A 24970-nucleotide genomic window follows, 5' to 3' on the forward strand; every position below is an offset into this window, starting at 1 on the left:
CCCTTTTCAAGGGGGAGGTTGGGAGGGGGTTAACTTACAGCTGACAGCTTAAAGCTTATAGCTGTGTTTACCCGATAAACCCTTTTTCTCTCAGCACGGCAATCACCGCATCCGCTGCCTCATCGGCACTCATGGCGGTGGTGTCGAGACGGATTTCCGGGTTCTCGGGCTGCTCATAGGCCGAGTCGATGCCGGTGAAGTTCTTCAGCTCGCCGCGGCGGGCTTTTTTATACAGTCCCTTCACGTCACGCTCTTCCGCCACGTTGAGCGGCGTATCCACGTGCACTTCAATAAACTCACCCTCTGCCAGCATTTCCCGGGCCAGACGGCGCTCGGCGCGGAACGGTGAGATAAAGGCGGTCATCACCAGCAGGCCGGCGTCTACCATCAGCTTCGACACTTCTGCCACCCGGCGAATGTTTTCTACCCGGTCGGCATCGGTAAAGCCAAGGTCTTTATTCAGGCCGTGGCGCACGTTGTCGCCGTCCAGCAGGTAGGTGTGGTTGCCCAGCGCGTGCAGCTTTTTCTCCACCAGGTTGGCAATGGTGGACTTGCCGGCACCGGACAGGCCGGTGAACCACAGCACCGCCGGCTTCTGGTTTTTGGCCAGAGCACGGGCGTCCTTGTTCACATCCACATGTTGCATGTGAATATTCTGGCTGCGGCGCAGGGAGAAGTTCAGCATGCCGGCGGCGACCGTGTTGTTGCTCAGCCGGTCAATCAGAATAAAGCCGCCGGTGTCCTTGTTGCTCTGGTAGTCATCAAAGGCAATGGCCCGGTCCAGGCTGAGGTTGCACACCGCAATGCCGTTTAAATCCAGCTTCTTGGCGGCCATGTGCTCCAGGGTGTTGACGTTCACCTGATATTTAATATCGGTAATGGTGGCGGTCACGGTTTTGGTGCCGATTTTCAGCAGATAGGGGCGGCCCGGCAGCAGGGCGTCGTCATGCATCCACACCAGGGTGGTTTCAAACTGATCGGCGGTGGCAATGGGATCCTCGGTGGTGGAGATCACATCACCGCGGGAAATATCAATTTCATCCGCCAGGGTCAGGGTCACCGACTGGCCGGCCACGGCCTGAGCCAAATCGCCGCCGTGCACCACAATGCGCGCCACCGTGCTTTCCTTGCCGGACGGCAGCACGCGAATGCGGTCACCGGGCTTGATTACGCCGCTGGCAATGGTGCCGGAGAAGCCACGAAAGTCCAGGTTGGGGCGGTTCACCCACTGCACCGGCAGACGGAACGGCGCGCGCTGCATGCGGGTGTCGTCCACTTCCACGGTTTCCAGGTAGCCCATCAGGGTGGTGCCGTGGTACCAGGGCATGTTCGGGCTGGGCTCAACAATGTTATCGCCCTTGAACGCCGACAGCGGAATATAAGTAATGCTCTCAAGGTTCAGTTGCTCAGCAAACTGCGCGTACTCTTCCTTGATGCGGTTAAAGGTCTCTTCCGCGTAGTTCACCAGATCCATCTTGTTGATGGCCACTACAATATGACGAATGCCCAGCAGTGACATCAGAAAGCTGTGACGGCGGGTCTGGGTAAGAATGCCTTTGCGCGCGTCCACCATCAGAATGGCGGCATCGGCGGTGGACGCACCAGTCACCATGTTGCGGGTGTACTGCTCGTGCCCGGGGGTGTCGGCCACAATAAACTTGCGCTTATCGGTAGAGAAAAAGCGATAGGCCACGTCGATGGTGATGCCCTGCTCGCGCTCGGCGGCCAGGCCGTCCACCAGCAGGGCAAAGTCGATATCTTCCCCCTGAGTGCCGTACTTTTTGGAGTCGGCCTCCATGGCCGCCAGCTGATCTTCAAACAGCATTTTGGACTCAAACAGCAAACGCCCAATCAGGGTGCTCTTGCCGTCATCCACGCTGCCGCAGGTAATGAAGCGCAGCAGACTCTTTTGTTCGTGCTGTTTGAGGTATTGTTCGATATTACTTTCTATCAGAGATGACTGATGCATCTTATATATCCTTCAGAGCTATATGCCGGACTAAAGCTATCAGCTTTAAGCTGTCAGCTGTCAGTCAGACACTTAATTCAGCGACGTGATCAGCCCGTTGATCATTTTGGAAATTTCTCTTGTCTCCTCCAGCCATGCTTTTCCGGGCTCAGAGGTGATGTAACCAATTTCCATGCCGATATAAATTTGTGTTCTCAGCTCGGCGCATGAGCCTCGGGCAATCACTAAAAAATGTGTTTTATCTTTAACTGTCTGTCGCGTCATTCCCTCAGCAATATTGCTGGGAATGGACAAGCCGGAGCGGGTGATCTGGTCTCTGAAGCCAAAATCCTTGAGATCCTTCAGGGCTTTATACAACTCAGCCGAAAGTCGGGCCGACCGTTTCCACACCTGCAATTTCTCAAAATTCATCACACACTCCTTGTTAGCTGTCAGCGTTTTAGCCGTCAGTTATTAGCTATCAGCTATCAGCTATCAGTAAGCGATCAGCTGCCTTCATGCTCAGCACTATGTCTTCAGCCCCGGTGTTTGTCTGACAGCTGACAGCTTAAAGCTGATGGCTCTTCTGACGCGAAGCGTCAGAAATAACCTTCCTGTTTTTTCTTCTCCATCGACGCGGCGGAGTCGTGGTCAATCATGCGGCCCTGGCGCTCGGACGTTTTGGTCAGCAGCATTTCCTGAATAATGTCGGGCAGGGTGGCGGCGGTAGACTCCACCGCGCCGGTGAGCGGGTAGCAGCCAAAGGTGCGAAAACGCACGCTTTTCATCATGGGCACTTCGCCGTCTTTCAGCGGCATGCGCTCGTCATCCACCATGATCAGGGTGCCGTCGCGCTCCACCACCGGGCGCTCGGCGGCGTAATACAGGGGCACAATGGGAATGTTCTCGAGGTGAATGTATTGCCAGATGTCCAGCTCGGTCCAGTTGGACAGGGGGAAGACGCGAATGGACTCGCCCTTGTGCTTGCGGGCGTTATACTGCTTCCACAGCTCGGGACGCTGGTTTTTCGGATCCCAGCGGTGCTGCTCGGTACGGAACGAGAAAATACGCTCCTTGGCGCGGGACTTCTCTTCATCGCGGCGGGCACCACCAAAGGCGGCATCAAAGCCGTATTTATCCAGTGCCTGCTTCAGGCCTTCGGTCTTGGTGATGTCGGTATGAATGGCCGAGCCGTGAGTAAAGGGGTTAATGTCTTTTTCAATGGCTTCCGGGTTCACATGTACCAGCAGCTCCATACCCAGCTTCTTGGCCATGTAGTCGCGAAACTCGTACATTTCACGGAACTTCCAGCGGGTATCCACATGCAGCAAGGGGAAGGGCGGCACAGAAGGATAAAACGCCTTCATCGCCAGATGCAGCATAACGGCGCTGTCTTTGCCAATGGAATAAAGCATGACCGGGTTGTCGGCCTCGGCCACCACTTCCCGCATAATGTGAATACTTTCGGCTTCCAGCCGTTGCAGGTGAGTAAGGTTCATTGAAGTCCTCGTTGTTACAGAAGTAGCCGAATTGCTGGCAGCCAAAGGCTGCACGCGACGACCATGGTGTTTTTGCACCGGCTCTGCCGGTAAAAAAGAATAAGCAGCAGGGTGAAACACACTCAGCCGGGAGTGTGCATTCAGCCACTGCTGAATGGCGTTATTACGGGATAAATCGCAACCGCGCAGCACCAGGCAAACCGACGGTTCATCTGCCAGCAGGCGCTCAAAAAACGCAATAAAGTCATTGGCTGCAGCGGGGTAGGGCACCATCATCCAGCGTTGCCGGCCTTTGGCGGTATGAACATAAAGCTGGGTATAAGCGCCAAGATTTTTTATGCCGCCCCACAGCACGCGGGCTTCTGCATGCCGGGCACGTTGCTCAATAAGGGGCAACGCATGCCTGCGCCATTGTTCGCAAGCCGGGTGAACAAACTGCTCAAACACCGTTTGCTCAGGCTCTCTCTGCAACTGGTGACGTTCCATAAAGCGCAGCAAAGAGCGTTCGCTTACCTTCACGTTCAGCTCGGTTGCCAGCCACTCAAGCACACGGCCTGCGTGCCAGAGCCCACCTGCCGGCGGTGCAGTGTGCAAGCGCTGCAGCAGCACGTGCTCCTGCTCGGCAGACAGCGCCCTGCCTTCACCTTGTTGCCGGCCTCTGGGCTTTACTTTTATGGCATCCCAGCCACCGGCGGCAAAGGCTTTGCAGGCGGCAATAATGGTGGGGTTGCTTAACCCGGTGGCAGCAGAAACCTGAGCCAAAGTAGCACCGCCAAGGCGCAGCTCCACCGCCTGTTTCCGGCGCTGGTTTAACGTTGCTGGCGATAAATCTTTAATACTTTGTTTGTTGTTCAAACCCAGTTACCACTTGGCTTTAAGCGATTTATAAAAAATGCAGGCTCAGTTTCGGATGACAGTGTATTAAACAACAAAGTAGAATAAAAGCATGCATATAAAAGAACGGGAAAAATGATGGCCTGGTGGGTATTGGCATCGGTAGGAGTGCTGCTGGTGTTGCTGGTGCGCGGAAAACTGTCGCCGGCTGTGCTGTTTGGCAGCTGGGCAACCGGCTATTTAATGCTGGGAGTAGTAACCCAGCAGCAATGGTTAAGCAGTTTTACCAATCCGGCGCTGGCCACCCTGCTGGTATTAATGCTGGTGTCACTGGCGCTGGAGCGCTCTCCACTGCTGGAACGTTTTTCCGGTGCGCTGCTTAAAGGCAACGAGCATCTGGCCACCTTCAGGCTGATGGGCGTTACCGCCACACTCTCGGCCTTTCTCAACAACACCGCCGTGGTGGGCTCTTTGCTGGGCGTCATTTCCCGCCAGCAGCACATAGCACCTTCGCGCTTGCTTATTCCGTTGTCGTTTGCCTCTGTGCTGGGGGGCATCACTACCCTGATTGGCACCTCTACCAACCTGGTGGTGAACTCCTTTGTAGTAAATGCCGGCCTGCCGGCGTTGGGCATGTTTGAATTTGCCGCTGTGGGCGTGCCGGTGGCGCTGCTGTGCCTGCTGGTGATTATGCTCAGCCGGCGCTGGCTGCCCCGGCACAAATTACAGCAACACAACGGTCAGCAGCCTTATTTTCTGGAAGCCAAAGTGCAGCCCGGTGCGCCGCTTATTGGCCGCAGCATAGAGCAAAACAAACTCAGAAACTTAAATGGTCTTTATTTGTTGGAAATAGTACGCAACGAAAGGCTGATAAGCCCGGTGGCACCCGATGAGATTCTGGAAGCAAATGACGTATTGGTGTTTACCGGAGAAATAGAAAAAGTGCAGGCACTGCAGCCATTTAACGGGCTGGAGCTGTTTGGTAACGGGGTAGACAAACTGCTGGCATCCAACCTGGTAGAAGTAGTGGTGTCCAATCAGTCGGAGCTGGCCAAAAGCACCCTGCAGGAAGTGGACTTTCGCACCATGTTCAACGCCGGCGTGGTGGGCATAAGACGGGGCAACAAGCGGTTAACCGGCCAGCTGGGCACCATACCGCTGAAAGTGGGAGACAGCCTGCTGCTGGCCGTGGGGCAAGACTTTACGCAGCACCGCAACATAGACCGCAACTTTCATATTCTGGGCAACTGGCAGCGGCCCAAGCTCAGCAACCGGCAAAGCACGCTCGCTTTTGTGGGCTTTGGTGCCGTGGTGGCACTGGCCGCCTTTGGCGCATTGCCGCTGTTAAATGGCCTGTTGCTGTTGCTGGCCGGCCTGTTGCTAAGCCGCATATTAACCCTGGGCGAGCTGCGCCGGCGCTTTCCGTTTGAGCTGGTTATTATTATCGGCTCGGCGCTGACCGTAGCCAAAGCCATGGACAGTTCGGGCGCGGCCCAGCTGGTGGCAGACGGCATGCGCAGCTTGTTTGGTGGCTATGGCGTGTTCGGGGCTTTTGTGGGCGTATATGTAATGACACTCATGCTGACAGAAACCGTCACCAACAACGCCGCCGCAGCGCTGGCATTTCCGGTGGGGCTGTCTACCGCTGAGGCCTTTGGAGCCGATCCCATGCCGTTTATTATGGCAGTGGCCTTTGGTGCCAGCGCCTGCTTTATGGTGCCCTTTGGCTATCAAACGCACTTAATGGTGTATTCACCGGGCCACTACCGCATGACCGACTTCATTAAAACCGGCCTGCCCGTAAGCCTGGTGTATTCAGCAGGAGTGATAGCACTGGTGCCGGTGGTGTTTCCGTTTTAACTCAGCCCTTAACCCCACCCTAACCCTCCCCTTGGCAAGGGGAGGGAACCGTTCCGCTCCTCCCCCTTTTCAAGGGGGAGGTCGGGAGGGGGTTAACTTACAGCTGATAGCTTACGGCTTACAGCTCCCCGTAGGGGCAGGCTTACAGCTCCCCGCAGGGGCAGGCTTACCGCTCCAAAGAGATATTTGCTTAATCAAACTCTGCGTGGCCGCATCGTGGTTTGAGGCATCCGTTTCACCGGCAAGGGCACCTACCAGGCCGCTGGCCAGTTTTTTGCCCAGCTCCACACCCCACTGGTCAAAGCTGTTTACGCTCCACAGCACGCCCTGTACAAAGGTTTTGTGCTCATACAGGGCAATTAAGCTGCCAAGGGTATGAGGGGTCAGCTCTTTGCACAAAATCACCGTGCTGGGGCGGTTGCCGGGCATCACCTTGCTGGGCAGCAGCTCGGCAATGCGCTGCTCGCTCAAGCCTTCCGCTCTCAGCTCGCTTTCAACTTCAGCGGCCGGTTTGCCAAAGGCCAGTGCTTCGGCCTGAGCCAGCATATTGGCCAGCAACTTGTGGCGATGTGCGGGAAAGTCGTAAGGCGAGTTTACAAAACCAATAAACTCCGCCGGCACCACAGTGGTGCCCTGATGCAGCAGCTGAAAAAACGCATGCTGGCTGTTGGAGCCCACATCACCAAACACAATGGGGCCGGTGGCACAGCTGACCGGCTCGCCACTCAAGGTAACCGACTTGCCGTTCGACTCCATATTCAGCTGCTGCAAAAACGCCGGAAAACGGTGCATCAGCTGGCTGTAGGGGAACACCCCTTCGCTGGCATGGCCCAGCACGTTATGGTTCCACACGGTTAACAAGGCCAGCAGCACCGGAATGTTCTGCTCAAGGGGCGTGGTGCGCAGATGCTCATCCATGGCATGGGCACCGGCCAGCAGCTCTTCAAAGCGCTCAAATCCCACGGCCAGCGCAATGGGCAGGCCAATGGCAGACCACAAAGAAAAGCGTCCGCCTACCCAGTCCCAAAACTCAAACATGTTTTCGGCCGCAATGCCAAACTCCACCACCTTACGATGGTTGGTAGACACCGCCACAAAATGCTGCTGAATAAGGCTGTCGTCACCACAAGCACTCAGCAACCACTGGCGGGCAGCCACCGCGTTAGACATGGTCTCATCCGTGCCAAAGCTTTTGGACGACACCACAAACAAAGTGGTGGCCGGGTTAAGCGGCTCAAGAGTGGTGGCCAAATGAGCAGGGTCAATATTCGACACAAAATGCGCGCGAATGCCGGTGGTGCAATAGGGCTTAAGCGCCTCGCACACCATGGCCGGGCCCAGGTCAGAGCCACCAATGCCAATGTTGACCACATCCGTCACGGGCAGTCCGGTGTAACCCCGCCATTCGCCATTGTGTATGCGCTGGCAAAACCGGCGCATCTTGGCCAGCTCTGCATGCACAACGGGGATGATATTTTCCCCGTTACGCATCAGCACGGCACCGGCCGGCATACGCAGTGCTGTGTGCAGCACGGCGCGTTGCTCGGTGGGGTTAAACTGGTTATCTGCAAACAGGCCGGCAATGGCTGCGGGCAGGTTTATGTGCCGGGCCAGCTCGCACAGCTGCTGCAGCACAGCAGGGCACACCTGCTGGCGAGAAAGGTCCACCAGCAACTCGTCACCAACATGAAAAGTAAGCTGCTGCACGCGCTGGCTGTTTTCAGCAAAGCGTTCTGCCAGCGTGGGCATGGATTCAGCGCTGCGTTGCAGCGCCTTAAACAAAGGAAGTGTAGATAACGGCACAATCAATCCAGTTCGGTTATTCACCAGCAGCAAACGGTACTACCTTATTGCCGGTATAAGTTGCAAGCATGCTGGCAAACTCCTCACCCAGCTCGGGGTGGCGCAGAGCATATTCTACATTAGCTTTCATATAGCCCAGCTTGCTGCCACAGTCGTGGCTTTTGCCCACCATGCGGTAAGCATCTACCCGCTCTTGTTGCATAAGCTCGGCAATGGCGTCAGTAAGCTGAATTTCATCCCCGGCACCGGGAGGTGTTTTGGCCAGCAACGGCCAAATGGCTTTGCTCAGTACGTAGCGTCCAACCACAGCCAGGTTGGACGGCGCCTGCTCGGCAGCAGGTTTTTCCACAATGCCGGTCATGGGTTTGCTCTGATCAACCTCCACTTCGTGGCCCATGCAATCCACCACACCATACTGGCTTACCAGTTGCTCTGGCACCGGCTCCACCATAATCTGGCTGTTGCCTGCTTCCTCAAAGCGCTCACGCATACGGGCCAGGTTATCTTGCGCCAGGTTGCAGGCAGCATCGTCAATTAATACGTCTGGCAAAATAACCGCAAAGGGCCCATTACCCACCATGGGCTGAGCACAAAGCACAGCATGGCCCAGCCCTTTGGCGGCACCCTGGCGCACATGCATAATGGTTACATTGGCCGGGCAAATGGAACGCACCTCATCCAGCAGCTGACGTTTTACCCGTTTTTCCAGCGTGGCTTCCAGCTCAAAGCTGGTGTCAAAGTGGTTTTCAATAGAGTTTTTACTGGAATGAGTAACCAGCACAATTTCTTTAAAGCCGGCAGCCACTGCCTCGGTTACCACATATTGAATAAGCGGTTTATCCACAATGGGCAGCATTTCCTTTGGGATTGCCTTGGTGGCAGGCAGCATACGAGTGCCAAGGCCTGCTACGGGGATGATAGCTTTCATTAGTTTTTGATCCTGCATCGCGCTCTGCTTTTTAACGTGTTCAGGTTTTCTTTATTTGGTAAACAACAAAAATTGGCGAAGGTCGCTTATTGCACTGTGAGAAAAAATACCGTTTATCCCCAACAGGTGAGCAAGCTCAAGCACCCGTAAATGGTGTGTGACAGTGTTTTGAACATAAACAAACTCTATTGACCATTGCATAAGCCAGCTGGCTATTACCGCATCATATTCTTCATGCTGGTGTGATAATGACTTGAGAGGTTGGGTCAGGGTATGAATGGCGAGCTGAGTATACACGCCCTTTGCATAGTGCCCCAGTGTCATTTTTTGAGCATTGCAGCTAAGAACCATGGTTTCTGTCTTGGCTGATAGTTCCTGCATCAGGTGCATTTTATTAACTGTAGTAACACACAGTACTCTTGGCAGGATCCGGCTGTTTATGTTGGTGCACTGCGTTAGTGCGGCATCAACTCTGTTACGTGCCTGTTGCAGTATAGGGGCAGAAAATGCCTGGCGTACCTGATGGGTGTAGTGTGGGTAACGAGAGTTCACAACAGCACCGCCTGCCCGCAACAAAGCCTCTTTATTAGAGCCGAAACTAGCCGAGCGTTGATGCTCGATATAGGTACTGTCATCAATTAAATGCAGCCAGCCTTGAGCACCGGCACGCATGCAAAAGTCGTTTTCTTCTCCATAACCCCGAGGAAAGGCCTGTTCATCAAAGCAGCCAATATCGTCAAGGCAGGCGCGGCGAATATACATGCAAAAGCCGTTTCCGGTAGGCACTTGTGGCAAATAACGACCGGATGCCTGTGCAATGGCTCGGGCACACTCGGCAAGGCTTGTGCCCTGCGGTAGCGGATTAACACCGGGAGCCGGGGCCGAAAATGCCCCCGCGTTATTGGAAAAAGGGGTCACCGTTGCCACTTTGGGATGGGAGCAGGCAGCCCAGCGCAGCCGTTGCACCCAGCCGGCGGAGACGCAGGTGTCGGAATTTAACAAAATAACATCGGCCTGACCGGCCAGTGCTATGCCCTCGTTTACCGTAGGGGTGTAGCCTTTGTTGTGAGCATGTGTGAACACCTCAAAGCCGGGCACCGCTTCATACTGTTTCAGTAAAGGGATTATGGCAGGGTCTGTGCTGGCATCGTTTATTATTAACACCCTGCAGCCAGAATGAGTAAAGGCCTGTACCGAGTCCAGGCACTTTTTAACCGCTAAAGCAGCGTTATAAACCGGTATAATCACAGTTGGCCAAGCGGTAAGGCGTGCTAGCCTGGCTGTGCATGAGGGGGGCTCAGCTGATGTTGGTGTTATGCTCCACCACCAGGGAGTATTGCACCAATGCGGTTTGGCTATGGCACCCTGTGCTTTGCCATACAACAAATAATGCAGCAGTGGAGCCATATTAACGGCCGGTTGCTGTACTAAATAATATCGGGTGTCAAACTCAGGGCCTGGCTCCCGACCCTCGTGCCATCCGTAATGCAAGTAGTGATGTATCGGCTCCATGCCTGCCGCCGCAACATCAGGATTTTGTAGTAAATACCAGTGGGTATTGAACAGACTACTTTCCTGAAGCAGCCGTTCTTCTGCGCTCTGTCTGGAATCTTTAGTCACTGCCAAATAGATCCCGGGTATATACCTTGCTGGCCACATCCTGCAATTGCTCGGTCATACGATTGGCCAGGATCACATCCGCCGTTTGTTTAAACTCGTCAAGATGGGTGATCACACGAGAGTGGAAAAACTCGGGTTGGTGCAGCTCGGGCTCATACACCACCACTTCTATGCCTTTGCCTTTAAGGCGCTTCATAATGCCCTGAATGGCTGATGCGCGAAAGTTGTCTGATCCGGACTTCATCACCAAACGATACACACCCACAACCTGAGGATTGCGTTTGATTACCGATTCGGCAATAAAATCCTTGCGGGTGCGGTTGGCATCCACAATGGCCTGGATAATGTTGTTGGGCACATCCTTGTAATTGGCCAGCAGTTGTTTGGTGTCTTTGGGCAGGCAATAACCACCGTAGCCAAAACTGGGGTTGTTGTAGTGGCTGCCAATGCGAGGATCAAGCCCGACCCCTTCAATAATCTGGCGGCTGTTCAACCCATGGCTTTCGGCATAGCTGTCCAGCTCATTGAAGTAGGCTACACGCATGGCCAGGTAGGTATTGGAGAACAGCTTGATGGCTTCGGCCTCGGTACTGTCGGTAAACAGCACTGGCACATCTTTCTTTATCGCACCTTGCTGTAATAACGCGGCAAACTGCTCGGCGCGCGTACTGCGCTCACCCACAATAATCCGGCTGGGGTAAAGGTTATCGTAAAGCGCCTTGCCTTCACGCAAAAACTCGGGGGAAAAAATAATATTATCCGAGCCAAACTTCTCTTTTACCGATGAGGTATAGCCCACAGGCACCGTGGATTTAATGACCATCACGGCGTTGGGGTTTATTGATATAACCTGTTCAATTACTGCCTCCACACTGTTGGTGTTGAAGTAATTGGTCTCGGGATCATAATCTGTTGGAGTGGCAATAATCACAAAATCGGCATCGCGATATGCCTGCACTGCATCCAGAGTTGCAGTGAAGTCAAGCTCTTTATTAGCAAGAAAGTCACTGATCTCATTGTCTTCTATTGGAGAAGTTCTGCTATTCAGCAACTGTACTTTTTCTGACACTATGTCGACGGCAATAACTTTATTGTGTTGTGCCAGTAACATGGCATTGGATAGGCCAACATAGCCGGTGCCGGCAATAGCAATGTTTTTTTTCATTTGATTGCTCATGGGTATTGATTAAAAAAGAGAATATTTTTGTGAAGTAGATAAAATTAAACGTACGTACAGTCTAGACTGGCTTGAAAAAGCCAGCCGATCTTGCAAATTATCAGTTTTGCTACGTTTAATGTCAGTCTTAGAACTGACTTTATCACCCTGTGCTCTGAACCCATGTAATGAGCAAGTTGCCATGTCTTCACTGGCGTGCTCAGGGTAAATTCGGCAATCACTTTTTCATATATTTCACCCAGCTACTGAGTTTCTTAACCTTCCTAGCTAGACAGATGAACAGTGCAAAAGTCGGCACTCAGTACTCTTTCCCCCGAGGGAATAGCGGTTATTAACGCAGGGATAGGATGATTTGACAAATGCGTTCAACATCATCCAACTGTAAGTCGCCATAAAAGGGTAGGCATAACACCTGTTTTTCTGCCACTTCAGCAACCGGCAATTTGTCCGGGCTGGCTGAAGGAAGATTAGTATAACATGGATATTTACTAATCAATGGGTAAAAGTATTTTCGTGAATAAACATTGAATTCTTTTAATTTATGATAAATAGCATCCCGAGACAGACCGAACTGGCGCTCATCGACCCTGATGCAAAAATACTGTTCACTTTGTGATGCATTGGCCCCCACACCAAGCACAGTAATACCAGGAGCATTACCCAAATACGTCGTATACACAGATCTAATCTTGCTTCGTTTGGCTTTTTCGTCAGAAATTAAAGGTAAAACCTGCAACCCCATCGCAGCTTGCAGCTCACTCATTTTTCCATTTATGCCAGGTAAAATAACTTCGTCTTCGTTCTTAATGCCAAAGTTTTTTAAGTATTCGATCCGTTCTTTTAAAGTGCTGTCATTATAAACCAGTGCGCCTCCTTCTCCGGTATGGAACAGTTTAGTAGGATGGAAACTAAACATGGAGATATCACCATAGTGTGCGATCTCTTTTTCGTTAACCTGAGTGGTAAAGGCATGTGCTGCGTCGTATATTACACGCAAACCATGGCGTGCTGCTATCTGATCAATTTCTTCAACGTGGCAGGGGATTCCATAAACATGTACGCCTAAAATAGCTGTTGTTCTGGCTGTTATTAAACTTTCAATTTTTTCAGGATCAATGGTTAAGGTTTCTGGATGAATGTCACAAAATACTGGTGTAATACCATTCCAAGCAAGAACATGTGTAGTGGCAGGGAAGCTAAATGGTGTAGTTATAACCTCGCCTTGTAGCCTAAGACTTTGTACTGCTGTTTGTAGTGCTACAGTGCCGTTATTGAAAAGTGAAATGTTAGGTGCACTGATATAATTTTTAATTTTAGACTCTAACTCTTTATGCTTAGGCCCATTGTTAGATAACCATTTACTCTCCCATATATCGTGCAATTGATCTTTATAGCCGTCAATATCTGGGAATATAGGTCTGGTTACTAATATTGGCTTTTCAAAAGGTTGCATGAGTTTTACTTTCCAGAAGATGAGTTGGTTTTAAAGGAAGTGTTGTAAGTTGTTTTCTTTTAACGATGCTACAATACTGTTGTAGATAGAATCACTAACAACATGCTTCCACTTGTCATCATCTTGATTTTTTCTGTATACGGAGTAAGTATCATATACTTGTTTTATTTTGCTCTCAGAGATAAAGTCTAACACTTTTTTTTCATAATCAAGTTCAACAAAATCAAATAGATCTTTTACAGTGTCATCTGTATTGCTCGTTAATTCAGAATACTTGACAAGTTTAAATTGTTCTGGGTGTTTGTCTTGGAGTTTGGTGAAAAGCTTAGCTGCAGCTAACCAACGTTCAAACCCGAAAAATTCTTCTTTTCGGCCCTGGTTTTTAAGCTCAGCACTAAACCACTGATCTTCTATACTCCATTCTGGATTAAATTCTTTAGGGGCCTTAAACCAAGAAGCCATAACAGATAGCGGGTTTCTGACCAAGCCAATAATCTTTATTTCTTTATCGGAATTTAACAGGTTTTCAATAATGTTTATGTATCTCACTTCCTTAAACACAATTGCTGATAACTCTGATTTCTTACTGAATTGTGGCAAAATACCATCGATTCTTTTTTGTGTTTGGCAGATGAATTCATCGTCTGAATCTACTAGTTTTTTATAAAATTCGTCAATTTCCTCAGCTGTTGAATCTTCACTTAAATAGCTTTTTAGGCTATATGAAAATAACGGCTGAAAGCAGTACTTGGTATTTGTGCTGCTATTGAATATTTCTCCAAGCCATGTAGAGCCTGAACGTGGCACGCTGAATATTGCTATTTTCTTCATAGTTAAACTAGCTCATATCTATTAATGAGGTTTTTTATTTCATCAATGTTGTTGTTCATAACTACATCGATAATTGAAAGTCCTGGAATAAAATCACACTGTCCTGGCTGTTGATATGGCCATAAAGATGGTTTTAAAAACTTCAGGTTGATATTTCCTGATTGTTTGAAGTGCTCTTTGCTGTATAGTTCCTGCCCACCAATAGCATTAACGTAGGTGTTTGCACTGACATATTTACACATGTCAATTAGACGCTCTGCTCTTTCTAAACCTTTGCTTTCACAAAAACTTATCGACGAAAATCTAAATTCTTTTTTCTGGTCTATATGGTTATAAAAATCGGTTACGGATTTTGCAGCCAACTCTGAAATACTATCGCCATCATACGCCAGCACTTTTTCTACATATGCCATACCAAAATCTAAATTTCTAGATTTAGCATAAGCTTGTTTAAGCTGTTTAAGAAATTTATCTCTAAAGCGTGTGAAGCCGCTACATTTTACATTTATGATAAGTTCGTTCGAACTGCCATTAGCAAGAGGAATAGTAAAGGTATGTGCAGCACCATTAATTAATATGCGATTTCGATTAATCCACCCCTGTTTTATATAGTTAACATCATCATAAAAGACAAAAATATCGGATGATTGAACTAATGAGAAATAACCGATATAAGGAAAAAGGTAAGGCTGCATTACTGCTAGTGACTTATTTTGATTAATATCAATCAATTTTAAACTCTCATCAACCTTGATTTGCCAAAAGATGATGCCTTTAACAGGGAAAGAAACCACGCATCTCCGACTGACTCAAAGGAATTATTTTTCTTTTTATTTTCAATGTCACTTTTCAAAGTTGCGTAGAAATCCATACTATTTATGGACAATTCCAGCTTTAAGACACACTCTTCAACCGTGCTATAAACTCCTGATTCAGGAACAGTACTAGTTGCATCGCTAATGATAGGTATAATAGCGGGTACACCCTCTGTTATAAGAGCTTGAACACCTCCGGCTCCACCAGCAACATTGGGTGGCATAAAAGTGATCTTCACTTGGTCCTTTAGACCTCGTAGTGAATCAATGTAGCCAAGAAATCGCAGTCTTTTTAGATTCTCTAACTCTTTGAGCTCTGGCCATATATTAAATAAATTATCTCGATTAACTTCACCAGCGAATGCCCAAGCAATATTATTCTGGATGATTGTTTTTAAAATAAAATTACGCTCAGTATTAGAGAGATTAGAAAAGGACACCTCTAATCTATTTGATTGAAGAGGGGTGAAAATCCAGAAAAAATCATCATCAAGTGGTTGGCCAACATATTCTTTAAATGGCAGGGGTGTTTGCATAAACGCTGGAACCACATCAACCAAACAACGTGCTTTATAATCCGCTTGAACTCGCTCCAAAAATGAAACACTACCTCTAGAAATGATTGAATCAACAAACCCTTTCGGGTCATTAGTTGATGTACCATAAGTATAGGCAACTGGAAAGTAATCGTAAGTTAAGCGTCTAAATAATTTACTTTCAAAAATGTCACCTAAAAAAAGCATGACATCCGTTTCAACTCTTTCAGCGAAATCTATAAAGCTATCAAATTTATTGTCATACAGTTCAGAACAGCCGATATATAATTCACCATTTCCACCTTCGTTTTTCCATTTTATTTTATGACTCGTAATCTTTTTGTTGTCTAGGAAAGATATATTGCCAAAAGATGTTTTAACCGTTCCTTCTCCAGTTAACGCAAGGTTAACAATAACATCCTTTTGATGACTAGATATCAACCCTTTTATTATATTGTAAACTACACCTAAATGAGCCCCCGTTCGATGCGGTGAAAGTATTGATGCAACGATCGTAATGGATAAGTGTTTTTTATTGGAAAGATTGAACTGCCTAACTAATGGTTTATTTTTTATTGTTGAGTTAAGGTGTTTTTGTATATAAATTAGAACTTCGGAGATATAAGATGATTTTATTTTTTTGTGTAAAATAGTTCCCTTAATTAGAGATTTTGTAATGGAGTATATTCTTCGTGAACTTTCAAAGTCAGGGTTGATAATATTGCAATCTTTAATAAAGTTCCAATATCGTGCTGTGTCGCCACCGAATGCTTCATCAATTAAAAAAAGCGAAAGTATATATTTATCCTCAGCTGTGATTTTTATTTTTGAGAATAACTCTACAGGGTTAATAGCAGCTTGGGAGAAGCTAATGCTATAACTTATAGCTTTTTTTACACTCTCAGGAATACACTCGTTCTCTTTAATCTCACTGATTAATTTAATAAAGTCATTCATGGAGAACCTTCAGTTCTGAAATGCAAGCTTTATGGATAGAATATTCAGCAGCAGTAGAAATAGCGTTTACTCTAAGAGTGTTATATTGTGATGTTTCCACTATGTCAATAATGCTCTTCAATACACAGCTCTCGTTAAATGGATCAACAAGATAAGAATTAATTTTATCTATAACATATTCATAAACACCACCGAACTTTGTAGACAGTAGTGTAGCACCGCACGCCATTGCCTCAAGTCCAGTACGACCAAATGCTTGATAATCTGAAATGTCGATAAAAAAATCAGATTTTTTCAACACCGCTGCTACATCTAATCGTGTTAGCTCACCGTTGTTATTGTATTTAAAGCCACGCTCTAATTGCTGAAATAACGGGTCATCTTCTGTACAACCGAATAACTCAATATGTACCTTATCACCAAAGTGATCAGACACCCGCTTTAACACACGCATGGTCCGCTCAGCCCCCCGACGTGGTGTTTTAGGTCTAATCATTGCCGAGATAACTATTTTATCTTCAAGACCTGCACGTTTCTTTGCCAGTGGATCAGGTTTATATACATCATGGTCAATACTCGGTGATACCTTGCGTACATGTACACCATGTTCTTCATACACCTTCTGGCAGATCCAGTCTGTTTTGGCAAACAGTATCGCATTTGGTACTAAGGTATAAGAGTCACGTGCCTCTTGCCACTCAGGAGTGCCAGGCTCAGAAAATAACGGTTCGTAATCCTGTACATAGTAAGCAGGTTGAATTTCTGGGTTGGCATCTACGACTTCTTTAACCAGTTTCATTGAGGTATAAATAGTGCCCACAATAACATCAAACTTTTTCGAAAGCTCACCCAGCTCATGAGGTTCAAATCCTACGAACAAGTCTTCTACAACATCAATGTCTTCGTATCTCTTAATAAATTTAGGACGATGCTTTTTCGGTACTGCAATTTTAGCCAGTAAACCAATACGGCGCATGCCCATGGTTTCTTGGACGATGGAATGCACGCCACCACCACCGCCAGACACTGGTAACAAAAATAAAATTCTGTTTAGTAAAAGATCTTTAACTGGTTTGTTAAATGACTTTGTTAAAGTCTGTTGAACCTGCTCGCGTATGTCATTAAATATTGGCATGTCACGAATTTTGCCAGCCAGTTTATTTACTTTATCTTTGCCATGTTTTGTTTTCAGCGCATTCGAACCTATTTTTGATAGCTTTTTTCTTTTTTCATGACCGAAACTTTTGGACTTGGCATGAAAAACATAAGTGTCGTCACAGATTGCTAATTTGAAGCCTGCTTGCGCAACCCTTATGCAGTAGTCGTTTTCTTCACCATAACCCGTTGGAAAGGTCGCTTCATCTAATAGGCCAACTTTGTCAAATGCAGCTTTGGCAATCATAAAGCAAAAGCCATTTACAAAAGGTACTTGTGGGTAATAACGTTTGCTGGCATTACGTACCAGTAAGGCCATATCATCTGCACTCCAGCCTTGTGGTAATTCATTTACAGCAAACTGATTGTGTTCATCCAGCAATATCGGAACATTTTGCCAGCTGGCAGCATTTGATAACGGGCCGGCAACACCTAAGTCAGGATTAGCTTTGAAGCAGCGTACCAAGCCACTTAACCATCCTTTGGTGACAATAGTGTCGCTGTTTAACGTAACAATATAGTCACTTTTGCACTGGCGAAGCCCTACGTTTACTGTTGGCGTATAACCTTTGTTTTTCTCGTTTTCCGTTAAAACAAACATCGGCTTATTCTTACAAAACGCTCTTAGCCATTTAGTTGTAGGTGCTTCAGAGCCATCGTTAACAATATATACATTAACCTTAAAGCCATCAGTGTTGCGCTCTATTGCTTCTAAACAGCGCTGCACATCTTCATAGGCGTTATATACAGGCACAACAATGTCTACCGTACAGCTTTCGCTATTAATGCCATACAACTGTGCAGGTGATGAGCTAACACTTTTGGTCGATGGCTTTCCAAGTTTGGCAGGAGTAGTTTTACCAAGTTTTTGCTGCGCCAGCTGTATATTAAATTCAATTACCTTCGCCAATGCTGGTGACTGTTTTAATGCCTGTTCAAACAGCGCCAGTGCCTGGCTGTAATGGCCAGCTCGCATGGCCGAATTACCTTGTGCCAGATACGTTTGTGTTATGCTTCTGGTGGCCGGGGCTTGTGTATTCACTGCCATTTTTACTCTCTGAAATTTGCTGAAAATAATAATTATGCGTTAAATTCTACGTCTAGAATACAAATAGGCTTTACGACGTTAGCATGGCCAATGTCGTGGTTGGGCTGGTCGTTATGTTGCAGCAACAGGCTTAATACTTGCTGTTGCTGCCAGCGAAGCCGGTCTATTACCGGTTCGGTCAGGCCTAATGGCTCGGGGTGCAGTATTTTTTGATTTGCCGGATAATAAGTGTAATTTGGTGCCTTTAAACACAGCGCAGCCATGCAGTCGCCGGTTAAATCCCCACGGTAAATAACAAATACATTATCCTGCTTGTCTATTATAATATCCGGGCGTGAAATAGGTATACGTAAGGTACCACCACCACATAAATCAAAGCCTGATATACGGTTTGAAATAGTCTGGTGTTGCCATTTACTACCGTCAAACCATAGATGTTGATATTGCACTATGTCGTTTTCATCGTTGGCGTAAAACACAATATGCGGCCGGTTACGGCTGTCTACTGCCATGCTGCACTGGTTAATCAGGTTGCTGGCCGGAGATATTGGCCAAACCACTTCGGCATTCACTTGAGTAATGGGTAACTGAAAGGGCTTAAGATTTGATGAATGCCAGCTTTGGCCATTATCAAAAGATTGGGCGTAGCAGACATTTAGATTATTAATCTGCTGTTCTTCACCAATGCTATGTGTACGCCAGACAAAGCTTAAATGTAAGGTTCCATTATCATCCCGCACAGGATGGTTCCAGTAAGCATTACTGGTCCAGGGGCTATTGGTTGATCCTGATAAAATGGCTGTATCAGAGTCTTGCCAGCATTGCTCTGCTTCAGAGTATTGTTTGATAAAGGCTGAGCCTTTTTGATGATTTCCATCACGATACAGTAATTGTAGCGGCGCATTTTCGGACGGCATTAAAAAGGCCGGATAGGTGACCTTTGTTTCTCGCTGGCCGGTCATGGCCAGCTCATCACTCCAGTTTGCTATGCACTCCGGTGCCAGGCTGCGACGATATTTTAACTGGGTGCCATGGTGATCGTAGCTGATATGGAGATAGCCGTCTCTGTCCATGCCCAGGCTGATGCTGTTGTGGGCGTCCTTAATGTTGTAATCGCCCTTTATATCACTCTGCAGCATTTCGCCGTTGTTCAGGTTTCGCTGTACTACGCGCAGGGTATGCTGGTCTACATAAAAGGTGGTATATTGCCAGCCGTTACGAGTAAAAATGCCATGGTGGCGAAAGATTACCGTGTTCACGGTGTTACCGGCCCAAGCATCACCCAGTGCTATTTTATTAATGGTTTTTACACTGAATGTGGTTTCTTCAGTGCTTATGCCAAGCTGAGAAAGTTGTTGAATCCAACGGGCCTGGGTTAGTATCTGGTTTTGAGTAAATGAAGCAGTTATTGCTGCCTGCTCAAAGTGTTTTTTAGCGTTCTGCATATGATCCAAGGTCACTCTTGATCTTGCAAGACTGTTAAAAACACCGGATATTAGAATGCATATGGCATTTTTATTTTTATGAGGCAAGGTTTTTAATAACTTGCTTGCCTCATTCATATTTCCTAACTGACAATTGGCAACAACCTTAATGCTTGTTAACTCAATAAATTGAGGGTGTTTTTTAAGATTTACTATATTCAGCTCTGCCAGTGCCTGCCACTCACCGGCATGCCATAGCATCATTGCTTCAAGATAAACCTGCTGCTCACTATTTGGCTGGAGACGTTCTGCACGGTTATCACACAGGCTATGAGGCGTTTGGTTTTCATCTGAACTGCGTATGGTTTTTTTGTTTTGTTTGACGTTTTTTTTAACTTCAGTCATTCACAACTCCAGCCATTAATAAGGCAAGATGCCACTTCAGATTGAGAATATTATTGCTCTAGCTGTGTATAAGAAATGGCATCAATATATGAATGAAAACTTACGCGCCCGCTCCCAAGCGTCCACCCTGATAACTGCCATTTTGCACTCGTTGCCACCAGTCTTTGTTATTAAGATACCATTCCATGGTTTTACGCAATCCGGTTTCAAATGTTTCAACTGGTTTCCAGCCGAGCTCACGTTCTATTTTTGAGGCATCAATGGCATAGCGCACATCGTGGCCCGGGCGATCTTTTACATAAGTTATCAACTCACGGTAACTGCGTTCTTGCGGTACCAGCTCCTGCAGAATGTCACAAAGGGTGTGCACCACCTCTATGTTCTGCTTTTCGTTATGGCCGCCAATGTTGTAGGTGTCACCAATGACACCTTGCTGGGCCACCAGGATCAGGGCGCGGGCATGGTCTTCCACAAACAGCCAGTCGCGAATTTGTTTGCCGTCGCCATACACCGGCAGGGGTTTACCGGCCAGGGCGTTAAGTATCATCAGCGGGATCAGCTTTTCCGGGAAGTGGTAAGGGCCGTAGTTGTTGGAGCAGTTGGTTACCAGAGTAGGCAGGCTAAAGGTGCGCTGCCAGGCCCGCACCATGTGATCGGAGCTGGCCTTGCTGGCGGAGTAGGGCGAGCTGGGCGCGTAAGAGGTGGTTTCGGTAAACAGATCATCAGTGCCGTGCAGGTCACCGTATACTTCGTCGGTAGAGATATGATGAAAACGGAATCCGGCGGCTTTTTCCGGCGCGGAAGTTTTAAGCGCGCTCCAGTAACTGCGAGCAGCTTCCAGCAGGGTGTAGGTGCCTACAATGTTGGTTTGAATAAACTCGGCGGGGCCGTCTATAGAGCGGTCTACGTGGCTTTCTGCAGCCAGGTGCATCACTATGTCGGGCTGGTGCTGTGAAAACACTGTCTGCATGGCGGCTGCATCGCAAATATCCGCCTGAACAAAGGTATAGCGCGGGTTGTTTTCTACACTGGCCAGCGACTCCAGGTTGCCGGCGTAGGTAAGTTTGTCCAGATTTACTACTTTATGTTTGGTGTTGTTGATTAGCTCACGTACCACGGCCGAGCCGATAAAGCCGGCGCCGCCAGTGATCAAAAAAGTTTTAGTCATGTTTTTTCCGTTAAATAGTGTTGCCGCTGAACATAAGTTCTTTAATTAGTTCTATTTGTGACTCTGCTTTAAGTAGCTCATTTTCCAGTAATTTTTGGCGAGATTGCACTCTCTGATGATCACTTTGTAGTTTCTGGTGCTTTTCACACAGAGCAATATGTTTTTTCTGTAGGTCTGAAAGTGTTGTTTCTTTGTTCTTCAGCTGCTTGTTTTGTTGCTGCTGCTCGGTGAGTTGAGCGTTGCTTTGCTCTAGTTTGGTGGCTAGCTGCTTGGTGTGTTGCTGCTGCTCGGTGAGTTGAGCGTTGCTTTGCTCGAGCTTAGTTTGCAGCTGTTTGGTGTGTTGCTGCTGCTCGGTGAGTTGAGCGTTGCTTTGCTCTAGCTTGGTTTGCAGTTGCTTGTTTTGTTGCTGCTGTTCGGCAAGCTGGGTGTTGCTTTGCTCGAGTTTGGTTTGCAGCTGCGTTAACTCTTGCTGAAGTAAGTTGCTGGTTATTTTATGCTGGTTTTTCTGCCAGTGCTGAACAGTCACTTCAGGATCATTTTGAGTGCTTTTTACCAGATCATACTCTTGCTCAAGCAGTGTGCTGAGTTCAGCTGCTGTTATTTCTTGATGATAAAGCTCGCTGGCAAGGTTTATTTCCAGCTCGGCAAACAGTGTTAGCTGGCCTTGTGCCGCCAGAGCATGGGCTATGGCGGCTGTTTCTCCGTTGGCGTGAATAATCAGCTTGTTATGTTCTTGTGCCACCAGTTGCAGCTTGTCTAACAGCGCAGCAGGAGTGAGTGTGGTTACGGTGTGCTGCTGCATAACCTTAATGCCCGGATAAAGCTCACTCAGGTTATTGTCTGCTTGCAGGCCGCTATAATCAGCAAGGTTATATTCGGTAAATGGTGCTGGCTGGTTGTTGCCATGGCAGCTTATGGCCAACTCCCATACTTCAGTGTTTGGCTCAGTCTTGGTAGCGGTGCGTAGTGCTTCTGCGGCAGAGGGCAGTGGCTCTATTAATATTTGTTTTTGCCAGGCGGTGTTTTCTGTATTGTCGCTGCCGTTACCTGCGCCAATATGCACTAACGTATGGGGTTGCATTTGCGTCATATCGTTCTCTTAAAGCTCGTTTAACATGGCGTTAAGTTGCTCCCGCCAGTGTATTTGGCCTATGCCCAGTGCCTGGCACAGCTGTTTGCTGCTTAACACGCTGTAACTGGGGCGTTTAGCCGGAGTGGGGTAGTCTGCGGTGGCTATGGCATTAACCGGAATCTGCTTGTTAAGCAGCCCCTTGCATCGTGCCAAAGACTGAATAGCCACCGCAAAGTCATACCAGCTGGCTACACCGGCATCGCTCCAGTGAAAAATGCCTGCCGGTTTTTGCTGTGCGGCCTGCCAGCAAACTCGTGCCAGGCCGGCAGCCCAGGTGGGGGCACCAATTTGATCGGCCACTACGCCCAGCTGTTCTTTTTCTTTCATTAACCGCAGCATGGTTTTTACAAAGTTATTGCCGTGGCTGCTATATACCCAGCTGGTGCGAATAATGGTGGCAGAGGGCAGAGCTTGTTGCACGCCTCGTTCACCGGCCAGCTTGCTGCTGCCATATACGCTTACCGGGTTGGTGGTGCTGTTCGGCAAATAAGGGGTGTTGGCGGTGCCGTCAAATACAAAGTCGGTAGACACCTGCACCAGGTGAGCGCCCACTGCCCGGCAGGCTTCAGCCAGATATTGCGGCCCTTTGGCGTTTACCGCAAAAGCCTGCTCTTGTTCGGTTTCGGCTTTGTCTACGGCAGTGTAGGCGGCGGCGTTGATTACAGCGTCTGGCTGCTCGGTAGCAATAAGGGTATGCACTGCAGCCTGGTTGCTTATGTCCAGATCGTGGCTGGATAAAAACTTTGCGGTTATGCCGGCAGGAATGCTGTTGGCCAGTTCATGGGCAAGCTGGCCGTTTTTGCCGATGATTAGAATGTACATCAAAATGCCCCTTCGGGGGTGTTAGCTGTCAGCCTTAAGCTATCAGCTGTAAGTAAAAAATAAGCTTTAAAATGTATCAGCTTCGGCCAGCAGGGGGGCCTTGGTGTCTTTTTCGGAGAGGGTGGGTTGTTCTCCGTTTACCAGGGGCCAGTTTATGTTCAGCTCCGGGTCGTTCCAGCGCAGGCTGCGGTCGTGCTCGGGAGCGTAGTAGTTGGTGCACTTGTAAACAAAGTCTGCACTGTCGCTCATTACATAAAAGCCATGAGCAAAGCCTTCGGGCACCCAGAACTGGCGTTTATTCTCTGCAGAAAGCACCACACCCACATGCTGGCCAAAGGTGGGGGAGTTTTTGCGCATGTCTACGGCCACGTCATAGACTTCGCCGCTTACCACCCGCACCAGTTTGCCCTGAGGCTGCTGAATTTGATAATGCAAACCACGTAAAATGCCCTGCACTGAGCGCGAGTGGTTGTCTTGCACAAAGGGTTTGCCACCGGTCAGCTCATCAAAAAAGTTCTGGCGAAAGGTTTCCATAAAAAAGCCACGCTCATCACCAAATACGGTGGCTTCAATGATTTTTACCTCAGGAATGGCGGTGTCGATCATCTTCATGATTAAGCCTTATAACTTCTTTTAAAACCGGTTTCTTTAAGCAGGTTAAGCAAGTACTGGCCATAACCGTTTTTCTTCATGGGGTCGGCCAGGGCTTTTAGCTGAGCATCGTCGATATAACCAAAACGCCAGGCAATTTCTTCCGGGCAGCACACTTTAAGACCCTGGCGTTTTTCTATGGTGGAAATAAAGTGGCCGGCTTCCAGCAGATCGTCGTGGGTGCCGGTGTCCAGCCAGGCGCTGCCGCGGCCCAGCGGCTCTACGTTCAGCAGTCCGTCTTGTAAATAGGCTTTGTTTACGTCGGTAATTTCCAGCTCGCCCCGGGCAGAGGGTTTAATAGATTTGGCAATGTTCACTACGTTGTTGTCGTAGAAATAAAGGCCGGGCACCGCAAAGTTGGACTTGGGCTGAGCAGGTTTTTCTTCCAGAGACAGTACTTTGCCGTTTTCGTCGAATTCGGCCACACCGTAAGCGGTGGGGTTTTGCACATGGTAGCCAAAAATGGTAGCACCTTGCTGTTGCTGGTTAGCTCTGTTCAGCGAGTCGGTGAGGTTATGGCCAAAGAAGAGGTTGTCTCCCAGGATCAAACACACAGGCGAGTCGCCAATAAACTCTTCGCCCAGAATAAAGGCCTGAGCCAGGCCATCTGGCGTGGGTTGCACTTTATAGCTGAGGTTAATACCCCATTCGCTGCCGTCTCCTAACAGATCCTGAAAGCGGGGCAAGTCGGTAGGCGTGGAGATAATTAAAATATCTTTAATGCCGGCCAGCATCAGGGTGCTGAGCGGGTAGTAGATCATGGGTTTGTCATATACCGGCATCAGCTGTTTGCTGACCGCTTTAGTCAGCGGGTAGAGCCGGGTGCCCGAGCCACCGGCCAGAATAATGCCTTTGCGCTGAACGGAAGATGAAGTCTTTTTAATGTTTAGCATTTGGGGTACCT

General features: G+C 48.3%; 19 protein-coding genes. 1 reads left to right on the plus strand and 18 read right to left on the minus strand.

The genetic code is table 11. The annotated features are described in order from the left end of the window. Positions 1 to 67: 67 nt before the first annotated feature. The 3 genes from cysN to cysD all read right to left on the minus strand — a co-directional run bounded on the left by cysN (position 68) and on the right by cysD (position 3492). Positions 68 to 1969: a sulfate adenylyltransferase subunit CysN gene (gene cysN, locus G364_RS0100850; protein ID WP_019933250.1), complete on the minus strand. Its 1902-nt coding sequence runs from the start codon at positions 1967 to 1969 to the stop codon at positions 68 to 70. Positions 1970 to 2041: 72 nt separating this feature from the next. Then, positions 2042 to 2380, minus strand: a complete 339-nt coding sequence (locus tag G364_RS0100855) for a four helix bundle protein (RefSeq protein ID WP_019933251.1) — start codon at positions 2378 to 2380, stop codon at positions 2042 to 2044. A 167-nt stretch (positions 2381 to 2547) separates the two neighbouring features. After that, positions 2548 to 3492: a sulfate adenylyltransferase subunit CysD gene (gene cysD / locus G364_RS17370; protein ID WP_425411217.1), complete on the minus strand. Its 945-nt coding sequence runs from the start codon at positions 3490 to 3492 to the stop codon at positions 2548 to 2550. A 924-nt stretch (positions 3493 to 4416) separates the two neighbouring features. Between cysD and G364_RS0100865 the strand changes: the two genes are divergently transcribed. Then, on the plus strand, positions 4417 to 6141 hold the full coding sequence (locus G364_RS0100865; protein ID WP_019933253.1) for an SLC13 family permease: 1725 nt from the start codon (positions 4417 to 4419) through the stop codon (positions 6139 to 6141). 111 nt (positions 6142 to 6252) lie between these two features. Here G364_RS0100865 and pgi read toward each other — a convergent pair whose 3' ends face one another. From pgi to rfbA, 15 genes are all read right to left on the minus strand, one after another. Next, positions 6253 to 7944, minus strand: coding sequence for a glucose-6-phosphate isomerase (gene pgi, locus G364_RS16165; protein ID WP_245541350.1), 1692 nt, complete (start codon positions 7942 to 7944; stop codon positions 6253 to 6255). A gap of 16 nt (positions 7945 to 7960) precedes the next feature. Then, complete coding sequence (galU, locus tag G364_RS0100875) at positions 7961 to 8890, minus strand: UTP--glucose-1-phosphate uridylyltransferase GalU (RefSeq protein ID WP_019933255.1); 930 nt, start codon at positions 8888 to 8890, stop codon at positions 7961 to 7963. Between the two features lie 33 nt (positions 8891 to 8923). Continuing rightward, a complete protein-coding gene (locus G364_RS16730; RefSeq protein WP_169336638.1) occupies positions 8924 to 10492 on the minus strand; it encodes a glycosyltransferase family 2 protein in 1569 nt (522 codons plus the stop codon). Then, positions 10485 to 11657, minus strand: a complete 1173-nt coding sequence (locus tag G364_RS0100890) for a nucleotide sugar dehydrogenase (RefSeq protein ID WP_019933257.1) — start codon at positions 11655 to 11657, stop codon at positions 10485 to 10487. The genes G364_RS16730 and G364_RS0100890 overlap by 8 nt, the downstream gene beginning before the upstream one ends. 343 nt (positions 11658 to 12000) lie before the next feature. Further along, positions 12001 to 13122 carry a DegT/DnrJ/EryC1/StrS family aminotransferase gene (locus G364_RS0100895; protein ID WP_019933258.1) on the minus strand — a complete coding sequence of 374 codons (1122 nt, stop codon included), beginning with the start codon at positions 13120 to 13122 and terminating at the stop codon, positions 12001 to 12003. Positions 13123 to 13152: 30 nt separating this feature from the next. Next, complete coding sequence (locus G364_RS0100900; protein WP_019933259.1) at positions 13153 to 13953, minus strand: sulfotransferase domain-containing protein; 801 nt, start codon at positions 13951 to 13953, stop codon at positions 13153 to 13155. A gap of 2 nt (positions 13954 to 13955) precedes the next feature. Next, on the minus strand, positions 13956 to 14747 hold the full coding sequence (locus G364_RS0100905) for a WbqC family protein (RefSeq protein WP_156816397.1): 792 nt from the start codon (positions 14745 to 14747) through the stop codon (positions 13956 to 13958). After that, complete coding sequence (locus G364_RS0100910) at positions 14687 to 16261, minus strand: hypothetical protein (RefSeq protein ID WP_019933261.1); 1575 nt, start codon at positions 16259 to 16261, stop codon at positions 14687 to 14689. Before G364_RS0100910 ends, G364_RS0100905 begins: the two co-directional genes overlap by 61 nt. Further along, positions 16254 to 18464 carry a glycosyltransferase gene (locus G364_RS16735; protein ID WP_083928678.1) on the minus strand — a complete coding sequence of 737 codons (2211 nt, stop codon included), beginning with the start codon at positions 18462 to 18464 and terminating at the stop codon, positions 16254 to 16256. The genes G364_RS0100910 and G364_RS16735 overlap by 8 nt, the downstream gene beginning before the upstream one ends. Positions 18465 to 18496: 32 nt before the next feature. Then, complete coding sequence (locus G364_RS0100925) at positions 18497 to 20293, minus strand: BNR repeat-containing protein (RefSeq protein WP_019933263.1); 1797 nt, start codon at positions 20291 to 20293, stop codon at positions 18497 to 18499. Positions 20294 to 20393: 100 nt separating this feature from the next. Continuing rightward, positions 20394 to 21461: a dTDP-glucose 4,6-dehydratase gene (gene rfbB / locus G364_RS0100930; protein WP_019933264.1), complete on the minus strand. Its 1068-nt coding sequence runs from the start codon at positions 21459 to 21461 to the stop codon at positions 20394 to 20396. Positions 21462 to 21471: 10 nt separating this feature from the next. After that, positions 21472 to 22551, minus strand: coding sequence for a hypothetical protein (locus G364_RS0100935; protein WP_019933265.1), 1080 nt, complete (start codon positions 22549 to 22551; stop codon positions 21472 to 21474). Positions 22552 to 22560: 9 nt separating this feature from the next. Then, complete coding sequence (gene rfbD, locus G364_RS0100940) at positions 22561 to 23415, minus strand: dTDP-4-dehydrorhamnose reductase (RefSeq protein ID WP_019933266.1); 855 nt, start codon at positions 23413 to 23415, stop codon at positions 22561 to 22563. Between the two features lie 66 nt (positions 23416 to 23481). Then, positions 23482 to 24027 carry a dTDP-4-dehydrorhamnose 3,5-epimerase gene (rfbC, locus tag G364_RS0100945; protein WP_019933267.1) on the minus strand — a complete coding sequence of 182 codons (546 nt, stop codon included), beginning with the start codon at positions 24025 to 24027 and terminating at the stop codon, positions 23482 to 23484. Between the two features lie 2 nt (positions 24028 to 24029). After that, positions 24030 to 24959, minus strand: coding sequence for a glucose-1-phosphate thymidylyltransferase RfbA (rfbA, locus tag G364_RS0100950; protein ID WP_019933268.1), 930 nt, complete (start codon positions 24957 to 24959; stop codon positions 24030 to 24032). Positions 24960 to 24970: the final 11 nt, after the last annotated feature.

Source organism: Oceanimonas smirnovii ATCC BAA-899 (assembly GCF_000381965.1).
GTDB classification, from domain to species: Bacteria; Pseudomonadota; Gammaproteobacteria; order Enterobacterales; family Aeromonadaceae; genus Oceanimonas; species Oceanimonas smirnovii.

Bases quoted from the DNA above. Each gene is read 5' to 3' on its own strand.
- G364_RS0100910 (WP_019933261.1), bottom strand. From the start codon at position 16,261: ATGAATGACTTTATTAAATTAATCAGTGAGATTAAAGAGAACGAGTGT.
- galU (WP_019933255.1), bottom strand. From the start codon at position 8,890: ATGCAGGATCAAAAACTAATGAAAGCTATCATCCCCGTAGCAGGCCTT.
- rfbA (WP_019933268.1), bottom strand. From the start codon at position 24,959: ATGCTAAACATTAAAAAGACTTCATCTTCCGTTCAGCGCAAAGGCATT.
- G364_RS0100890 (WP_019933257.1), bottom strand. From the start codon at position 11,657: ATGAAAAAAAACATTGCTATTGCCGGCACCGGCTATGTTGGCCTATCC.
- G364_RS0100935 (WP_019933265.1), bottom strand. From the start codon at position 22,551: ATGACGCAAATGCAACCCCATACGTTAGTGCATATTGGCGCAGGTAAC.
- rfbB (WP_019933264.1), bottom strand. From the start codon at position 21,461: ATGACTAAAACTTTTTTGATCACTGGCGGCGCCGGCTTTATCGGCTCG.
- G364_RS0100925 (WP_019933263.1), bottom strand. From the start codon at position 20,293: ATGACTGAAGTTAAAAAAAACGTCAAACAAAACAAAAAAACCATACGC.
- G364_RS16735 (WP_083928678.1), bottom strand. From the start codon at position 18,464: ATGGCAGTGAATACACAAGCCCCGGCCACCAGAAGCATAACACAAACG.
- cysN (WP_019933250.1), bottom strand. From the start codon at position 1,969: ATGCATCAGTCATCTCTGATAGAAAGTAATATCGAACAATACCTCAAA.
- rfbD (WP_019933266.1), bottom strand. From the start codon at position 23,415: ATGTACATTCTAATCATCGGCAAAAACGGCCAGCTTGCCCATGAACTG.
- G364_RS0100900 (WP_019933259.1), bottom strand. From the start codon at position 13,953: ATGAAGAAAATAGCAATATTCAGCGTGCCACGTTCAGGCTCTACATGG.
- rfbC (WP_019933267.1), bottom strand. From the start codon at position 24,027: ATGAAGATGATCGACACCGCCATTCCTGAGGTAAAAATCATTGAAGCC.
- G364_RS0100865 (WP_019933253.1), top strand. From the start codon at position 4,417: ATGATGGCCTGGTGGGTATTGGCATCGGTAGGAGTGCTGCTGGTGTTG.
- G364_RS0100855 (WP_019933251.1), bottom strand. From the start codon at position 2,380: ATGAATTTTGAGAAATTGCAGGTGTGGAAACGGTCGGCCCGACTTTCG.
- G364_RS0100895 (WP_019933258.1), bottom strand. From the start codon at position 13,122: ATGCAACCTTTTGAAAAGCCAATATTAGTAACCAGACCTATATTCCCA.